Source organism: Saccharopolyspora sp. NPDC045941, from assembly GCF_056431445.1.
Genome location: NZ_JBWKKU010000061.1, coordinates 18,062 through 34,551, shown reverse-complemented (window position 1 = coordinate 34,551; position 16,490 = coordinate 18,062). Strand labels below are relative to the sequence as shown.

Sequence of the window (16,490 nt, the reverse complement as noted above, 5' to 3'; positions counted from 1 at the left end):
AAACCGGTCGTGAGTGCGTGCCCGAATTTCACCAGAGCAAGCACTCGCGACTGGTAAATTCGGTCGCCGGAACGAACGGGGGCAAGCGTGGGATCTCCGCACGAGGGCACACGCAACAACGCGTCGGCCGCTGAGAACGTTGTCCAGGCCCAGAACGTGCATGGAGATGTGCACATTCACGGCTCGGCTGGTTCGTCGGGTTCACGTGTGGTGCCGCGTCAGTTGCCCGCGACGGTGCGGTATTTCATCAACCGCGCCGTTGAACAAGACGCGTTGACGACGCTGCTCAAGGGCGCTGGCAGTGACCACACCGTCCTGGTGTCGACCATTGATGGGCTCGCTGGGGTGGGTAAGTCGACATTGGTGGTGCAGTGGGCTCACCAGGTGCGGGAGCAGTTCGCCGACGGGGAGCTTTACGTCAACCTGCGGGGCTTCGACCCGGCCGCCGAGCCGATGGCTCCAGCTGAGGCCTTGGCGGGGTTTCTTACCGCTCTGGGAATGGCTCCGGAGGCGGTGCCCGTCGCAGAAGACGCCCGCGCGGCGCAGTTTCGCACGTTGTTGCATGGGCGGCGGATGCTGCTCGTGCTGGACAACGCCCGCGATGCCGAGCAGGTGCTGCCGCTGCTGCCAGGCTCGTCCGGGTGCCTTGTAGTCGTCACCAGCCGCCAGCGACTGGACGGGCTCGTCGCCCATCACGGGGCGCAGCGGCTCTCGCTGACCACGTTCACCCGCGACGAAGGTCGCCAGTTGTTGGCGCGTCATCTCGGCGCAGAGCGCTTGGCCAATGAGCCGGAGGCGGTCGCGGCACTGCTGGAGCATTGTGCGGGGTTGCCGCTGGCGCTGACGCTGGTCGCTGTACAGGCCGCCGCCGAGCCCGACGTGCCACTGGACGAGCTCGCCGCCGACCTGCGCGACGAGCGCGACCGGCTCGATGCTCTCGATGTGGGCGGAAGAACCGGTATCCGGGCGGTGTTCTCGTGGTCCTACCGCTCGCTTTCCCCGCAAGCCGCTCGGATGTTCCGTTTGCTCGGACTACCCAACTCGCCGGACATCAGTTCCGGGGCGGCTGCCGCTCTGGCCGGGGTGGACCAGCCCCGAGTTCGGCGGATGCTGGCCGAGCTCTCCCGGGCACACCTGCTCACCCGGCGCGCGGGAGACCGCTACGTTTTCCATGACTTGCTGCGTGCTTATGCGCGCGAGCGCGCACACACCGACGACAGCGAGCAGGAACGCACGACGGCGTTACAACGCCTGCTCGACCACTACCTCTACACCACCCACGCCGCCAGCCAACGACTGGAACCGATCCGCTGGCTGCCTGACCTGGAGCACACCGACGAGTATCTGCGCCGCAACTTCACCACCTACGAAGAAGCCCTAGCTTGGTGGGATGCCGAGCACACCAGCGTGCTGGCCACCATCCGGCACGCGGTGGCACTCGGAATGGCGCGTGGCCCCTGGTTAGCGCACGTAGCCACCTACCCGTTCAAACTGCGTGGGCTGATCGACGAGTTGAAGATCAGCTGCACTGTTGGGCTCAAGGGCGCCAAGGTAAGCGGAGACCGCCCGGCACAGGCGCGCCTACTCGCCGACCTCGCTACGGCAAACTATTTCCATCGGGAATTCGATGCAGCTATTCACAACCAACAAGCTGCCGCGAAATTGTTCGCCGAGTTGGACGAGCGCCCCTGGGAAGCCACTACCTATACAGCACTTGGGGCGAATTTCAACGAGTTGGGGCGTTACGCGGACGCGGCGGCTTCCGCGCGCCATGCGCTACGTATGGAGGACAACTCCGATGGGAAGATCAAGAAATCAGGTACAGCTGATTACGTGCTGGGGCGCGCGTTGGTCCACCTCGGCGACTTCACCGCAGCGTTCGCCCATCTGCACCGCTCCCTCGAGATCATTACCGATGAGTTCTCGCGGGGCTACGCGTTGACTTACCTCGGATCCGCCTACCTCCGCGCAGGAGACATAGACAACGCTGTACGTACTTCCCGTCGGGCCGTGGAGCACTGTCGCGGTGTGGGACACCGGCTGGGTGAGGGGACCAGCCTCGATGACCTCGGCGCGGCCCTATATGCCAGCGGTGATGTGGAGGAAGCTCGGAAAGCCTGGCAGTTGGCACTTGCCGTTTTTGAAGAGATTGGGCATCCTGACGCCGAAGCCGTTCGCGCCCACCTCAACACACTGGACGACGGCACCACATCGGGACCAGGCGCAACCGGCTAGCGTGCTATGAAACCTCTTCTGGCCCGACCTGGCGAAGTACGGTTGCAGCGCTGGGAAAATCGCTCGTGAGCGCGTGCCTGATTCTCGCCAGAGCAAGCACTCGTGACTGGTAAGTTCGGTCGTCGGAATGATCGGGGCCGGTGAATAGCGGGGCACGTGGCGAATAACAAGCGGAAGAAACAGAAGCGCGGCTCTGCGGGCCGGACGACCACTGCTCCGGCCCGGTCGGTTCCGGAACATGACGAGGTTGCTGAAGAGCGTTCGTCCAGCCCGAAACCACCGTGGCTTGTCCTCGTCCTGGCGTTGGGTTGTTTCGCCGTCATCAAGCCCGAGATCTGGCTGACGTGGTCGCGGGACCAGGCACCGGTGTGGGCCCAAACCGGCGCGCTCGCGGTCGGTCTCGTCGCGATCTGGCTGATCCTGCGCGGCCTGTGCGCCACGCAGTGGCTCGGCGCATCCCGCGTTCAACCAACGGCGGAGGTGTGTTCCACCCGCCAGCTGGTCGAACTGATGCTGTCGCGAACCGCGATCTGCACCCTCGCCGGGACCTTTCTCGCACTGATGGTCGCCGGCCGAGCGGAAGCGGCGGGAGTCAAGGTGACGAGCCTGATCAGCGACCTGGCCACGGTCGGCGCACTGGTCGGCCTCGCATCCTGCGCACCGCGCAGCGTGATCCAGAGCATCCGCACCTTCAAGCTCCTCAAGGAGAACGACCGCCGGAACTGGGTCCGCGCCCACCTGACGCTGGCGATCGTCGACCTGATGGTCCTCTTCGAGCTCTGGAACCTGATCCGCTCGGTGCTGTTCAACAGGTGAGGGACACCCGTGACCCGCTTAGTTGGTCACGGGTGCCCCTCACCCAAATACGATCGGGTTCAGCCGGGGAAGCGGTCGTCCTTCACTGCGGCGATGAACACCGACCACTGCGCGCGAGTTGCGGTGAAGTACCCGGCGGCGCGGTCCTTGCTGTCCCGTACCGCGGCACCGAACGCCACGCGGCCGACCTCGACGCATGCAGACTGCTGTCCTGACCGGCTGGACTTCCGCCAGCCTTCCGGCAGGTACTCAACCCGCCCGACTTCGACGCACTGGCCACCGCTCTTGGAACGCGACGACTTCCGCCAATCCCTCGGGTGTCCGGTCATGCGATGTCCTCCAACTCGTCGACACGGGCCGTTACGAGTTCCACCGATTCGGTGGGACTCATCGCGGTCTCCCGGAGGATAGCCACCGCACCTACATAGTCATTCACATCTCGGGAGTCGTACAGGAAGGCGCTGGATCGAAAGTGCTCCAGGTTGATGATCGGAGCAGCCTTCTCGAACTCGAAGAGGATGAACGCACCCTCCAGGGCCAAGTGCCAGTGCTGCGCGTTCGTCGGGATGATCCGGATCACGACGTTGTCCAGCTCGGTGAGCTTCACGAGTTGGTGCAACTGATCGGCCATGACTTCGTTGCCGCCGATCCGCATGTGCAGCACGTGTTCTGCGATGAACGCTTCGAACCTGACCGGTCGCCGACGAGTCAGCACATCGCGCCTGCCGACGCGCATCGTCACATGTGCTTCGCGCTCAGCCGGTGGGAGCCCGCTCATGATCGCTCGCGCGTAGTCCGCTGTCTGCAGCAGTCCGGGCATGATCATGGGAGCGACTTCGATGACGTGGGTCGCAGTCCGCTCGAACTCGATCAGGGTGGTCAGTTCTTTGCGGAGTCCGGCGGCGCCGGTGGCGAGCCAGTTGGGTTCGGCGGCGTCCTTGGCCATGTCGACGAGTCGTTGCCGTAACGCGCCACCAAGTCCGAGTGCGGTAACGATGCTGGCTACGTCTTCCGGGCTAGGGACGCGGTCGCCGGTTTCGTAGCGTGACAGTGATGCGTTGGAGATTGTTACCAGCTTCGCCAGCGATCGCTGGCTGACTCCTCTCTGTTCTCGTATTTCTCGCAGTTCGGCACCGAGCGCACGAGCCTTCGGGGTCTTCCCGGCGTTTCCGGCCATGCAGCAAACCGTACCGAGCGTGTCCCCCGAAATCGATCACGCAAGCAGGTAATTGTTTCTTCGTTACCGCAGCTGGGACCGTTATCGGTAACAGATCGACGGCTCAGGAGGCAGGCGTGGCGTGGTGGGCGGAGTTCGATGCGGCTTCTCTGTTGGCTCGGCGGGATGACGTCGTGTACTGGATCGTGCCGTCCGGTGCGAAGGTTCGGCACGGCATCACCGACAAGCCCGGTCGCTGGCCCGCCGGTGCGGAAGTCGTTGCGCTGTGCGGAGAAGGCGTGAAGATCCCGTTCGCCACTCCGTATCCCGCGACACCGAGAACCGCCAGCGTCACGATCCAGTGCGACGGCTGCGTCGCGGAATACCGGCTGCGCGGCTCGCCCTCCACCGTCTGGGACTTCTGATCAACCCCCAGTCCGGCCTCGCCGCAGTGTTTTCCCCGGCGCGGCGAGGCCCGTCCGGCGGGGGCGGGCTCCCTCCCCCCGTCCTCGCCCCCGCCGGACACTCCAGAAGGGACTCTCGGCATGGCCGCTCTCCTCGGATCCGCCATCACCGCTTTCCTGTTCGCAACGGGAATCCTCTGCTGGCGCAGAGGGAAATCCGGCCAGCACGGTGGATCAGGTGACGGCGCGACAGGCGTTTGGCAGCTGTGTGCGCAGGTTGCTGCGGAGCGGCAGCGGGAGATGGAAGCCGAAGCCTACGGGCGTCACGCGCTGCGACGGTCGGCTTTCGTGCTTACTCGATCGGGGGATGGGTCGGCGCGCGCAGGGTATTTCGGGCCGACCGGCGTTGATGATGATCCGCATGGTTGAGAACGGAGTTGGCAAGGACGGGAGAGCCGGTGGTGCCCGGCACGGGTCGGAGGAAGAGCGGCTGGAGCGGACCCGGACCGGCGGGATCTGGGTTTCCGCCGTCATCGCGGTGGTCGTGCTCGTGTTCGTGCTCGTCTTCATCGTGCAGAACTTCGAGAGCGTGACCGTGCGTTTCCTGTGGACCGCGGGCAGTTTGCCGCTGGGCGTGGCGATGATCTTCGCCGTGCTCGCCGGGGCGTTGCTGATCGCACTCGTCGGCACGGCGCGGATCCTGCAGCTCCGGCGCTCCGCCAAGCACCGGTTGCGCAAGCCGGAATGACGGGTGCCGTGGCCGGCGGCGCGGGGGGTCGCCGCCGACCACGGCCGTCTTCTCACTGCGCGGTGAAGCCGCCGTCGATCGACAGGTTGGCGCCGGTGATGAAGCTGGCCTCGTCGCTGAGCAGGAACGCCGCGAACGCGGCGATCTCCTCGGGCTTGGAGACCCGGCCCACCGGGTGGAGACCGGCGATCTGCGCCTCTCCTTCCGGAGTCGCGCCCATGCTGTTGCGGAACGCCGGGGTGTCCACCGCGCCGGAGGCGATCGCGTTGACGCGAATGCCCTGCGCCGCGTTCTCCAGTGCCACCGCCTTGGTCAGACCGACGACGCCGTGCTTCGCCGCGACGTAAGGCGAAACGCTGCCCATGCCGACCACGCCGAGGTTCGAGGCGTTGTTGAGGATCGCGCCGCCGCCCGAGGAGAGGATCGCCGGAACCTGATGCTTCATCCCGTAGAACACGCCGCTCAGGTTGAGGTCGATCTCCGCGCGCCAGCTGTTGTCGTCGATGTCCTGCACCGCGCCGAACGCGCTGACGGCGCCCGCGTTGTTGAACGCGCCGTCCAGCCGGCCGAACTCGTCCATCGCCGCGCGCACCAGCGCCGCGACCTCGCTCTCCACCGTCACGTCGGTGGGCACGAACAGCGCCCGGCCCCCGGCGGCGCGGATGTCGGCCGCCAGCTGGTCGCCGGCCTCCTTGCCCCGCGCGCCCAGGACCACCGCCGCGCCTTCGGCGGCCAGCCGCCGGCTCGTCGCCTCGCCGATCCCGGAGGTCGCCCCGGTCACCACGACCACTTTGGACTCGAAACGTGCCGTGTTCATTTCTTCCTCGATCGCTTCGCCGTTTTCTCGGACGAGCCCAATACTTCCGGGCGAACGCGGATCAAGTCTGGCGGTAATCGGCCGTCGCGTCCGGACGTTCCAGGGTGGTCGCGAGCCAGAGTTCCAGGCGGTCCTGGGGTTCGTCGAGAGACCGGTTCGTGACGCGTTCGGCGGTGCGCAGGCGGGTTCGCAGCGTGTTGCGGTGGATGTCGAGTTTTCGCGCCGCTGCCTCAAGGTTCTGGCCTTCGTCCAGGAACGTTCGCACGCACTTCACGAGACTCGGGGTGCCCGCGCGGCGGCGTTCGTCCTGGCGGCGCAGTGGTTCCAGCACGGAGTCGACGAAGCGGTCGACCGCCGGGCCGTCGAAGACACCTTGGAACAGGGCGCTCGCGGCGAGCTCGTCGGCGTGCCGGTAGACGTCTCCGGAGCGGGAAAGCGCGCTCGTGGCACGGTAGATCGTCGCGGGCAGCTCGGCCCGATCGCGGGCGGTCGCCGCTCCCGCGTGAACCTGCCCGGCTCGTGTGCTCAGCCGCTCGGCGAGTGCGCGGCCCGTCCTGGGGTTCGCGTCGGGGAGGACGACGACCAGCGCCTCCGGTAGCGGGCAGACCACCAGCCGTTCCTCCAGCGCCGTGTCGTCGATGACCTCGGCGAGGGTGTCCAGCACGATCCGCGCCAGCTTCGGCGGCTCGGCGCCGCCGGCGCGCAGCGCCACCACCTCGTAAGGCGGGGGAGGCAGCGGGCACGCGTCCTCCAGCCGGTCCCACAGCGTCGCCGAGTTCTCCTCCAGCGCGGCGGCGAAGAACGCTGCGCGCTGCTGGTGGGTCTTCGCGTGCGCCGAGCGCACGCCTTCGACGCCGACGCCGACGAGGTTGGCCGCGTGGTTGGCGAGGATCCGCACGTGCGCGGCGACCGGCGGCGCGGACGCCACCGCGAGCCAGCCGCTCGGGCTGCCCGAGATGCCGGTGCTCGCCACGTGGATCTCCCAGTCGCCGAAGGTCGTTCCGAGCGCTCCGCGCGTGCCGCGCCGCACGGCCGCGCGCACCGCCTCGTGCCAGTCGCGTCGCTCCGGCGGCTCCGTCGCCCGCACGTGACCGGCGGAGTCGAGCAGCAGCACCTCGCCACCGGTGCCGGCGGCGAGCTCGCGCACGATCCCGGCGGGCCCGGAGCGCAGTGCGGCCCGCGCCATCGCGTCCTGCGCCTTGAGCGCCTGCCGCTCCTGGCGGGAGCGATGGTCGGCGTACCACTGGGCGACGGCTTCGGTGATCGCGATGAACGGCGTGCTCTCGATGGCCGCGACCACCGGGAAGTCGCATTCGTCGGCGGCCTCCAGAACTGCGGGTGGGAGCTCTGTGCGGATCTCGCCGGGCGGGAAGCCGAGGCCCGCGCACCCCGCGTCGGCCAGCCGCCGCACGTAGTCGCGCTGGCCCCGCGGGTCGTCCGGCAGGCCGAGGCCGACCGTCAGCACGAGCTCGCCGCCGCGCAGCCACGGCACCGGATCGGTCAGCTCGATGACGTGCGCCCAGCGCACCTCCCGGTGCAGCCCGCCCGCCCCGGCCAGCAGGCGCAGGTCCAGTCCCGGCAGGCCCAGGACATCCGCCATCCGCAGCGCCATAGATCAACCCTTGTGCGAATCGCCCAACTCAGACCGCGAAAGTGTACGGTTCGCCCAGGGTGTTTTTCCGCCTGCGGTCCTACAGTCGCTGCACTCGCTCCCAGCGCCGACGGAGGACTTCATGAGCGATTCGACCGCGTCACCGCGAATGGCCGTCAGGGCCGCGTTCGCATCGTTCGTGGGCACGACCATCGAGTGGTACGACTTCTACGTCTACGCCACCGCCGCCTCGCTGGTGCTCGGCAAGCTGTTCTTCCCGACCACCGCCGACCCGTTCGTGGGCATGATGGCCTCGTTCGCGGTGCTGGCCGTCGGGTTCTTCGCCCGGCCGCTCGGCGGCATCGTGTTCGGGCACTTCGGCGACCGGGTCGGCCGCAAGTCCGCGCTGGTCACGACCCTGTTGATCATGGGTTCGGTGACGTTCCTGGTGGGCCTGATGCCGACCTACGACACCATCGGGCCGTTCGCGCCGATCGCGCTCGTGGTGCTGCGGTTCATCCAGGGCCTCGCGGTCGGCGGCGAGTGGGGTGGCGCGGCGCTGATCGCCGTCGAGCACGCGCCGGAGCACCGCAAGACCTTCTTCGGATCCTTCCCGCAGATCGGCAACTCCGCCGGGGCGCTGCTGGCCACCGGCGCGTTCAGCATCGTGTCGGCCTTCGGCGAGGAGGCGCTGCTGAGCTGGGCGTGGCGGATCCCGTTCCTGGCGTCGGCGGTGCTGGTGCTGGTGGGGCTGGTGATCCGGCTGCGGGTGGAGGAGTCCCCGGTGTTCGCCGAGGCCCTGCGGGAGCAGGACACCTCGAACGAGACCCCGGTCAAGGAGGTGCTGCGGACCTCGTGGCGGTCGGTGCTGATGGGCATCGGCGCGCTGCCGGTCGCCGTCGGCGGCTACTACATCGTCACGACGTTCCTGCTCGCCTACGCCACCACGCCGGAGATCGGCGTGTCCGAGACGGTGATGCTCAACGCGCTGAGCGCGGCCGCGTTCCTGGAGATCGTCGCGACGCTGATCACCTCCTGGTTCGGCGACCGCGTCGGCGCCCGGCGGATCGTGATCGGCGGGCTGATCGCGGTGGCCGTGCTGGCCGCGCCGCAGTTCCTGGTGGTGCCCAGCGGGAACGTCGCGCTGATCGTCGCACTGCTGCTGGTGATGCGCGTCGGCATGTCCGGCACCTACGGCCCGCTGCCGAAGATCATGGCGGAGATGTTCGAACCGCGCGTCCGCTACACCGGCATCTCGCTGTCCTACCAGATCGCCGGGGCGGTCTTCGGCGGCTTGGCGCCGATCGCCTGCACCGCGCTGCTGGCGGCGTTCGGCACCCCGATGCCGGTGGTGGTGCTGCTGGTGGTGATGTGCCTGGTCGCGATCGCCTGCACGGCCAAGGCCCGGCAGGTCGACGACGAACCGGCCGCCATCGCCCAACGCGCCTGAAGTTCCCGAACGATTCGAAAGGTCAACCGTGTCCACTTTGGTCATCACGCACGCCGACGTCCGCACCGTGGACGAGCGCCGGCCGCGCGCGGAGGCCGTTGCCATCCGCGACGGCAAGATCCTGCTCTGCGGCGCGGAATCCGAGGTCCGCGCCGCGGCGGGCCCCGGCGCGGTGGAGCTCGACGCCGGCGGCCGGACCGTGGTGCCCGGGTTCATCGACCCGCACAACCACCTGCTGTCCACCGCGGAGTCGCTGGCGGCGGTGAACGTGCGCAGTCCCGGGGTGTCCAGCGCGGCCGACCTGGTGGCGGCGATCGCGAAGGCGGCCGCGAGCGCCCCGGCGGGCCAGTGGATCCGGGCGTTCGGCATGGACGACGCGAAGTACCCGGAGGGCCGGGTCACCCGGGCCCAGCTGGACGAGGCGACCACCGAGCACCCGGTGATCATCTACCACGTCTCCGGCCACCAGGCGGTCGTCAACAGCGCCGCGCTGAAGTGGCGCGGCATCGCCACCGACGTGGCCGACCCGGCGGGCGGCGCGTTCGTCCGCGACGAGGGCGGCCGGCTGACCGGCATGGTGCTGGACAGCGCTATGGAGCTGCTGCTGCCGCTGGCCGCCGACATCGGCTGCCACGGTCCCAACTTCCACACCGACCTGCCGCACGAGCAGCTGCTCGGCTGGCTCGCCGATGCCCGCGACAACTACCTGTCCGCCGGCGTCACCACGGTGTGCGACCCGCAGGTGTCCCGGCGCGAGATGCTGGTCTACCGGGCGGCGAAGGCCGCGGGCGTGCTGCCGCTGCGCACCGTCTGCATGCCGCTGTCGCACCAGCTCGACGGCCTCACCGCGCTCGGCCTCGCGGGCCCGTTCGGCGACGACTGGCTGCGGCTCGGGGCGATGAAGTTCTACTCCGACGGCAGCCTGCTCGGCGGCACCGCGCTCTTCCGCGAGCCGTACGGGGAGCGCGGCGAGTTCACCGGCAGCTCGTACTGGCGGCCCGATCAGCTCACCGACCTGCTGCGCCGGGCGTCGGAGGCGGGCTGGCAGGTCGCGGTGCACACGCAGGGCGACCTCGCGATGCAGAACACCATCGACGGGCTCGTCGAGGCCGTGCGGGTGGCCGGCGACGACCCGCGGCCGCGCATCGAGCACTGCGGCTACCCGACCCGGGAGCAGGTGCGGATGCTCGCCGATCTCGGCGCGGTGGCGGTGAACCAGCCGAACTTCCTCTACGACAGCGGCACCGACTTCGTGCGCCGCCTCGGTCCCGAGCGCGCGCACCGGCTGCAGCCGATCCGGGAGGAGCTGGACGCCGGCGTGGTGCCGGTGCTCTCCAGCGACTCGTTCGTCTCCAGCCTGCGCCCGATGGAGACCATCGCCAACGCGGTCTGCCGGCGCACCCGGGAGGGCGGCGAGATCGGTGCCGCGCAGGCGATGAGCCTGGACGAGGCGCTGCGCGCGCACACCCTGGACGCCGCCTACGCCCTGCGGCTGGAAGACCGCCTCGGTTCGCTCGCGCCGGGCAAGCTCGCCGACCTCGTCGTGCTCGACCACGACCTGCGCACCACGGCGGACGAGGACCTGCGGAAGGTCGACGCGCACTGCACGATCCTCGACGGAGAGGTGGCGTACCGGGCATGAGCGACACCGCGAAATCCGCCGCGTGGGATTGGGTGGACCGCAACCGGTCCCGGCTCTCCGAGTGGCACGGCCGGATCTGGGAGCTGGCCGAGCCCGCGTGGCGGGAGTACCGCTCGGCGGCCTGGTACGTGGACCTGCTGCGGAGCGAGGGCTTCGAGGTCGAGGAAGGCAGCGGCGGAATGCCCACGGCGTTCTCCGCGACCTGGCGCAACGGCCCGGGCCCGACGCTGCTGACCTACGCCGAGTACGACGCGGTGCCGGGCAACTGCCAGGCAGGCACGCCGCGCCCCGAACCGCGCTCCGGCGTCAGCCCGCACGCGCCCGGGCACACCGACCCGCACTCGGCGTTGGGCATCAGCACCCTGGGCGCCGTCCTGGCGGCGAAGGAAGCGATGCAGCGCAACGGGATCGGCGGCACGATCCGCTACACCGGGGAGCCGGCCGAGAAGGTGCAGGGCTCCAAGGTCGTGCACGGGCTGCGCGGCTACTACGACGACGTGGACGCGATCATCAGCTTCCACCCGTTCTACATGCTGCCGCTGTGCAACACGGTCCGGTGGGACACGCACTGCGGCGCGTACTACAGCCGAATCTACAGCTTCCGCTGCGACGAACCGGAGACCTGGGGCGTCGCGGACCCGGGCAGCCCGATCCCGGCGTCCCACTCGGCGGCCCGCGCGCCCGGCGCGAACGCCGCGCTGATGACGATGTACTCGCTGACGAAGTTCACGCAGGACTCGATGGCCCCGGCGTTCGGCGGCTGGTCGCTGTCCGAGGCGATCCTGAGCGCGGGCAACGCCACCGCGGACAACCTCCCGGCGGGGATCGCGCAGATCCAGTACTCCTGGCGCTGCCCGGACATCGCCACGGCCGAGCAGGTGCTGCGGGTGCTCGACGCGAACGCGGAGGCGGCAGCCCGCACGGCGCACTGCCGCCTCGAAACCCGCTGGGTGTCGCGGAACCGGCCGGGCCTGGCCAACCACGCGATGGCGGAGTTGACCTACCGGAACCTGGCGCAGGTCGGGCCGCCGAAGTACGGCCCGGAGGCGGTCGAGGTGGCGCGGGAGGTGCAGCGCTCGCTCGGCGTCGAGCCGACCGAGAACCCGCTGCTCGCCGAGTGCTCCCGGCTGATCGAACCGGCCGAGGCGGAACGCCTGCTGCGCGAGAACATCCCGCCGTCACAACGGAACTGGACGTCCGACGACTACGTCGAGATGACCCACTACGCCCCGACGGCCCGCCTCTACATCGCCCGCCCAGCGCTGGCCCCGACCGACGGCCGCCCCACGCCGAGCTGGGCGATGAACGCTCTCGGCGGCATCCCGGCGACGATCGACCCGACGATCATCTGCGCGGCCAAAACGATCGCCGGAACCCTCCTGGACCTGGCCCGCAGCCCGGAGATCCTGGCGGCGGCCAAGGCTGAGTTCGAGGAGCGCCGCGCGGAGGCCCCGGATCCGTTGCTGCCCAAGGACTTCGAGGCCCCGCACGACTACCCGTGGCCGGAGTACGTGACCACCGCCCGAGGCTCGGGCTGGCAGGGCGCCTGAATCCAGGACGGCGTGGTGCCCGGGTCGCGAGTCGATCCGGTCACCACGCCGTCGGGTCGGTCACTTCACGTCGCTGACGAAGATCCTGTGGTCCGTCGGGTGCGAGGTGTGCATCTGGATCTTCTTCGAGGTGAGGCCGCGGAGGAAGATGTAGTCGAACTTCCTGATCACCGGCGGGCGCGCCTCGTTGTTGGCCAGCGTCGGCCGGCACACGCCGTCCGGCTCCTTCACGTTGGTGTGGTGGTCAGGTGCCTGGATCATCGGCCGGTCGTTCGCCGGCCGGCAGTCGAGGTCGGCGTCCTTGAACCCCGCATTCCACATGGGGTGCATCTCCTTCTGCCACGGCTGTGCGTTGAAGTCCCCGAACACCAGCGCCCGATCGTGGCGGCCGGCGTCTCGCAGCAACTGGTTGACCTGCGAGGCCCGCAGGCGGTCGTCCTCAGGCCCGGACGCGCCGGCAGTCAGGTGGGTGTTGAACGTCCGGACCTTCTTGCCCGCGACCTCGGTCGTGAACGTCTGGTAACCGCGCGTCTCCCCTTCGTCCTCGGAGTATTCGACGTCGCGCTCATCGGTGATCCGGGCGGCGGACATGACCACCAGGCCGATGCCGGGGTCGAAGATCCCGCACCGGGGGTCCTTGGTCATCGGCCCGGAGGCGATCCGGTAGTACATCCCCTTCGCGCGCAGGAGCTTCCTGGCTTCCGTGACCTCGGAACCGCAGGTCTCCTGGAACGCGACGACCTGCGGCCCGATCCGCTCGACCTCGTCGGCGATCATCTCGGGCGTGGACCACTCCTGCCCGTGGGAGTTCCAGGTCATGACGCGGTTCTTGTGGATCTTGCTGCTCGCGGACTCCGCCGCGGGCGCGACCCCGGTCAGGGCGACCATCGACAGGGCGCTCGCCGCCACGGCCACCGTCGCCAGCCTCGCCTTGCTTCGTTTCCCGTTTCGCATCGCAATTCCTTCCCCGCAGTTTCCCGGATCGCCGGTTCGGCGATTACGCCGTACAGGTAACCGTGCTCGGCCGGTCCTGGGAGAACCTTGCGAACGACCTTGAACGTGCTGGTCGGTGCCTATATACAAGGTGTTCGGCCGGTCTGCCATTGGGGGTCTTCGCGGTGGAGTTCCGCGTGCTCGGCGAGATAGCGGTGGTCGTTGCGGGAGAGCCCGTCGATATCGGTCATGCCCGGCAGAAATCGGTGCTGGCAGCCCTGGCCGTCGATGCGAACAAGCCGGTTCCGGCCGATCAGCTGGTGGACCGGGTCTGGGGGGACGATCCACCGCGCCGCGGCCGCGAGACCTTGTACAGCTACTTGTCGCGGCTCAGACGTGCTTTGGCCGTTGCCGGAGGCATGCCCCTCAGCGCACGTTCCGGAGGGTACGTCCTGGCCATCGACCCCGGATCGGTGGATCTGCACCTGTTCCGCCGACTCGTCGCGCAGGCCCGCGAGGAGCGCGATGATCGGCAGGCAGTCGGCTTGCTGGACCGCGCGCTCGGCTTGTGGCGGGGCCAAGCCTTCGGCGAGTTGGACACCCCTTGGTACAACACCCAGCGAGAGGCGCTGCACCAGCAGCGGCTGGCGGCGGAACTGGATCGCGTCGATGTCGCGCTCCGCTTGGGGCAGCACGAAGAGATCCTCGCCGAGCTGTCGGCGAGGGCGGCCAGATATCCGCTGGACGAGCGGGTGATCGGCCAGTTCATGCGCGCCTTGTACCGGTGCGGTCGCCAAGCGACGGCGCTGGAGTGCTTCGAGCAGACCCGGCTGCTGCTCGCCGAGGAGCTCGGCGCCGATCCCGGTCCGGCGCTGCGGCACCTGCACCAGCAGATGCTGACCGGCGACCCGGACCTCGCAGCGCCGACGGCCGAACACGCGCGCACACCGGCACCTCGCCAGCTGCCCCCGCCGCTGCGCCTCTTCACCGGCCGCGCCGACGAGCTCAGGTGGCTCACCAAGACGGTGGAATCCCGGCCCGATCACGGTGCCATCGCGGTGATCTCGGCGATCGGCGGCGCGGGCAAGACCTGCCTCGCGCTGCACTGGGCGCACCAGAACACCGACCGGTATCCCGACGGGCAGCTCTACGTGAACCTGCGCGGTTTCGACCCGAGCGGCGAGCCGATGTCGCCGTCGACGGTGTTGCGCGGGTTCCTCGACGCCCTCGGCGTCGATTCCGGTGCCGTGCCGGTGGATTTCGAGGCCCAGGTGGGGTTGTACCGCAGCCTGGTGGCCACCAAGCGAATCCTGGTCGTGCTGGACAACGCGCGCGATACCGCTCAGGTCGAGCCGTTGCTGCCGAGCGGCCCGGCCTGCACGGCAGTGGTCACCAGCAGGCACAAGATGACCGGTCTGCGCACTCGCGGCGCGCATGTGCTCGACCTCGACGTCCTCACCGACGCGGAAGCGATGGACCTGCTGGCCGTCCACATCGGCAGGGAGCGGGTCGCCGCCGAACCCGACGCGGTCGCCGGACTGCTGCGGGCCTGCGGTGGACTCCCGTTGGCCGTCTGCATCGTCGCCGCTCGTTCGGAAGCCAATCCGGACTTCCCGCTGTCGGTCCTCGCCGCGGAGCTGCAGGACACCTCGGAGCGCCTGGACGCGTTGGACGCCGGTGAGCTCGCCACCGACTTACGCGCGGTGTTCTCCTGGTCGTTCCAGGCAGTGCGCGCCGAGGCGGCGTCGCTGTTCCAGCTGATCGGTGCAGCGCCCGGCGCCGATATCGGTTTGCCGGCCGCAGCGGCTCTCGCCGCCGCACCCATTTCCCGGACGCGACTGCTGTTGCGGGAGTTGGAGACCGCGCACCTGGTGCAGCAGCGGTCGCCCGGCCGGTTCCGGATGCACGACCTTCTTCGCGCCTTCGCCACCGAGCGCGCGGGACGGGAACAAATCCGAACGGCGTTGCCCCGCATGCTGGACTGGTACACGCATGCCACCCGCGCTGCGATGGACCTGGTGCACCCCAATCGACGCAGAATCGGCGGTCTTGCCACGGCCCCGGCTGTCCCGCTGCCGAGGATGGCGGATCGAGGCGCGGCGATGGAGTGGCTGGAAGCGGAGCACCGCAACCTGGTGGCTTCGATCGAATTCGCGTGCGTCGGTGGATGGCCGACGCACGCCGCCGAGCTGGCCCAGCCGCTCGGACGGTTCTTCCTGATGAGGAGCCAACTCGCGGACTGGATCAGAACGCACCAATCGGTGTTGGACGCGGCCGGCGACTCGGCGCCCGCCGATCTCCAGGCCGAGACGCGAACCAACCTCGCCACCGCGTTCACCGTGGCGGGGCGGCTCGACGAGGCGATCGTCCAGTTCCAGCGGGCACTGCCGCTCTGGCGCCACTCGGGTAACCGCCGCGGCGAAGCCAATGCGCTCGGCAACCTCGGCAGCGCCTGCGTGCTACGCGGGCGTTATCCCGAAGCCGTCGAGCATTCGCTGCGTGCTGCGAGCCTTTCCGGGGAGCTCGGCGACATCATCGGGCAGGCCAACGCGTTGAACACGTTGGGAATCGTCCAGGCCAGGCTCGGCGACTACGAACGATCCGAGGAGCACCTCCGGCAAGCGTTGCGGCTGTACGGGCAATCTCGCGACCAGTACGGGGCGGCCGCGGCCAACGACACGCTCGGCCAGGTCTGCAGGCGAACAGGCCGGTACGACGACGCGATCGAGCGTTGCCGGAACGCGATCGCCGCCTGCCGGGCGATCGGCAACCGATCGCAGGAGACTGACACCCTGGGCAACCTCGCCCTGGTCCACGCCGAAACGGGGAACGACGACGAAGCCCGGGCACTGGTGGCCCAAGCTCTCGATCTCATCGCGCAATTCGGCAGCCCCGCCTCGGACAGCGGGCTGCTCAACGATCTCGGCGCAGCCCTCCGGCAGCTGGGAGAGCATCGCGCCGCCCTGGCGCGGCACGAGTCGGCGCTTGCCGCGGCCAGCGATCCCTACCAGCTGGCGCGCGCGCATTGGGGTCTCGCTCAGAGCCTCGAAGCCCTCGGCCGGAACGACCGCGAGCACCACCGGCGGGCGACGGAGCTGTTCGTCCAGCTGGGCGTGGCCGAGCCGGCTTGGCAAGGGATCTGAGCGCG

General features: G+C 69.1%; 13 protein-coding genes. 8 read left to right on the top strand and 5 right to left on the bottom strand.

Features of this window, described 5'->3' with window-relative positions; all coding sequences use genetic code 11:
* The first annotated feature begins 87 nt into the window (after window positions 1-87).
* Both AC07FN_RS35425 and AC07FN_RS35420 read left to right on the top strand, forming a co-directional pair.
* The gene (locus tag AC07FN_RS35425; protein ID WP_478399558.1) at window positions 88-2,235 is read left to right on the top strand and encodes an ATP-binding protein; all 2,148 of its coding nucleotides are present in this window, start codon (window positions 88-90) and stop codon (window positions 2,233-2,235) included.
* A gap of 303 nt (window positions 2,236-2,538) precedes the next feature.
* A complete protein-coding gene (locus tag AC07FN_RS35420) occupies window positions 2,539-3,051 on the top strand; it encodes a hypothetical protein (protein WP_478399557.1) in 513 nt (170 codons plus the stop codon).
* A gap of 59 nt (window positions 3,052-3,110) precedes the next feature.
* Here AC07FN_RS35420 and AC07FN_RS35415 read toward each other — a convergent pair whose 3' ends face one another.
* Window positions 3,111-3,380, bottom strand: coding sequence for a DUF397 domain-containing protein (locus AC07FN_RS35415; protein ID WP_478399556.1), 270 nt, complete (start codon window positions 3,378-3,380; stop codon window positions 3,111-3,113).
* A complete protein-coding gene (locus tag AC07FN_RS35410; RefSeq protein ID WP_478399555.1) occupies window positions 3,377-4,228 on the bottom strand; it encodes a helix-turn-helix domain-containing protein in 852 nt (283 codons plus the stop codon). Before AC07FN_RS35410 ends, AC07FN_RS35415 begins: the two co-directional genes overlap by 4 nt.
* A 116-nt stretch (window positions 4,229-4,344) precedes the next feature.
* Here AC07FN_RS35410 and AC07FN_RS35405 point away from each other — a divergent pair, with 116 nt between their 5' ends.
* Together AC07FN_RS35405 and AC07FN_RS35400 are read left to right on the top strand one after the other, a co-directional pair.
* Window positions 4,345-4,632, top strand: coding sequence for a hypothetical protein (locus tag AC07FN_RS35405; protein WP_478399554.1), 288 nt, complete (start codon window positions 4,345-4,347; stop codon window positions 4,630-4,632).
* Between the two features lie 400 nt (window positions 4,633-5,032).
* Entirely contained in the window at window positions 5,033-5,359 is a 327-nt protein-coding gene (locus tag AC07FN_RS35400) for a LapA family protein (RefSeq protein WP_478399553.1), read from the top strand.
* A gap of 52 nt (window positions 5,360-5,411) precedes the next feature.
* Here the strand turns inward: AC07FN_RS35400 and AC07FN_RS35395 are convergent, their stop codons facing one another.
* Window positions 5,412-6,176 (bottom strand): SDR family NAD(P)-dependent oxidoreductase, encoded by a 765-nt coding sequence (locus tag AC07FN_RS35395; RefSeq protein WP_478399552.1) that lies wholly within the window; start codon window positions 6,174-6,176, stop codon window positions 5,412-5,414.
* Window positions 6,177-6,237: 61 nt separating this feature from the next.
* Window positions 6,238-7,776 (bottom strand): PucR family transcriptional regulator, encoded by a 1,539-nt coding sequence (locus tag AC07FN_RS35390; RefSeq protein WP_478399551.1) that lies wholly within the window; start codon window positions 7,774-7,776, stop codon window positions 6,238-6,240.
* Between the two features lie 133 nt (window positions 7,777-7,909).
* Between AC07FN_RS35390 and AC07FN_RS35385 the strand changes: the two genes are divergently transcribed.
* From AC07FN_RS35385 to AC07FN_RS35375, 3 genes are read left to right on the top strand one after another with little or no spacing between them, the layout of a single operon-like run.
* Window positions 7,910-9,217: an MFS transporter gene (locus tag AC07FN_RS35385; protein WP_478399550.1), complete on the top strand. Its 1,308-nt coding sequence runs from the start codon at window positions 7,910-7,912 to the stop codon at window positions 9,215-9,217.
* Between the two features lie 28 nt (window positions 9,218-9,245).
* The gene (locus AC07FN_RS35380; RefSeq protein ID WP_478399549.1) at window positions 9,246-10,859 is read left to right on the top strand and encodes an amidohydrolase; all 1,614 of its coding nucleotides are present in this window, start codon (window positions 9,246-9,248) and stop codon (window positions 10,857-10,859) included.
* A complete protein-coding gene (locus tag AC07FN_RS35375) occupies window positions 10,856-12,409 on the top strand; it encodes a zinc-binding metallopeptidase family protein (protein WP_478399548.1) in 1,554 nt (517 codons plus the stop codon). The genes AC07FN_RS35380 and AC07FN_RS35375 overlap by 4 nt, the downstream gene beginning before the upstream one ends.
* Before the next feature lie 60 nt (window positions 12,410-12,469).
* On the opposite strand, the gene AC07FN_RS35370 is transcribed toward AC07FN_RS35375, so the two are convergent.
* On the bottom strand, window positions 12,470-13,363 hold the full coding sequence (locus AC07FN_RS35370; RefSeq protein WP_478399547.1) for an endonuclease/exonuclease/phosphatase family protein: 894 nt from the start codon (window positions 13,361-13,363) through the stop codon (window positions 12,470-12,472).
* A gap of 176 nt (window positions 13,364-13,539) precedes the next feature.
* On the opposite strand from AC07FN_RS35370, the gene AC07FN_RS35365 reads away from it, so the two are divergent.
* Window positions 13,540-16,485: an AfsR/SARP family transcriptional regulator gene (locus AC07FN_RS35365; protein ID WP_478399546.1), complete on the top strand. Its 2,946-nt coding sequence runs from the start codon at window positions 13,540-13,542 to the stop codon at window positions 16,483-16,485.
* The last annotated feature ends 5 nt before the right edge of the window (window positions 16,486-16,490 follow it).

Bases quoted from the DNA above. Each gene is read 5' to 3' on its own strand.
- AC07FN_RS35415 (WP_478399556.1), bottom strand. From the start codon at position 3,380: ATGACCGGACACCCGAGGGATTGGCGGAAGTCGTCGCGTTCCAAGAGC.
- AC07FN_RS35410 (WP_478399555.1), bottom strand. From the start codon at position 4,228: ATGGCCGGAAACGCCGGGAAGACCCCGAAGGCTCGTGCGCTCGGTGCC.
- AC07FN_RS35400 (WP_478399553.1), top strand. From the start codon at position 5,033: ATGGTTGAGAACGGAGTTGGCAAGGACGGGAGAGCCGGTGGTGCCCGG.
- AC07FN_RS35395 (WP_478399552.1), bottom strand. From the start codon at position 6,176: ATGAACACGGCACGTTTCGAGTCCAAAGTGGTCGTGGTGACCGGGGCG.
- AC07FN_RS35390 (WP_478399551.1), bottom strand. From the start codon at position 7,776: ATGGCGGATGTCCTGGGCCTGCCGGGACTGGACCTGCGCCTGCTGGCC.
- AC07FN_RS35385 (WP_478399550.1), top strand. From the start codon at position 7,910: ATGAGCGATTCGACCGCGTCACCGCGAATGGCCGTCAGGGCCGCGTTC.
- AC07FN_RS35375 (WP_478399548.1), top strand. From the start codon at position 10,856: ATGAGCGACACCGCGAAATCCGCCGCGTGGGATTGGGTGGACCGCAAC.
- AC07FN_RS35370 (WP_478399547.1), bottom strand. From the start codon at position 13,363: ATGCGAAACGGGAAACGAAGCAAGGCGAGGCTGGCGACGGTGGCCGTG.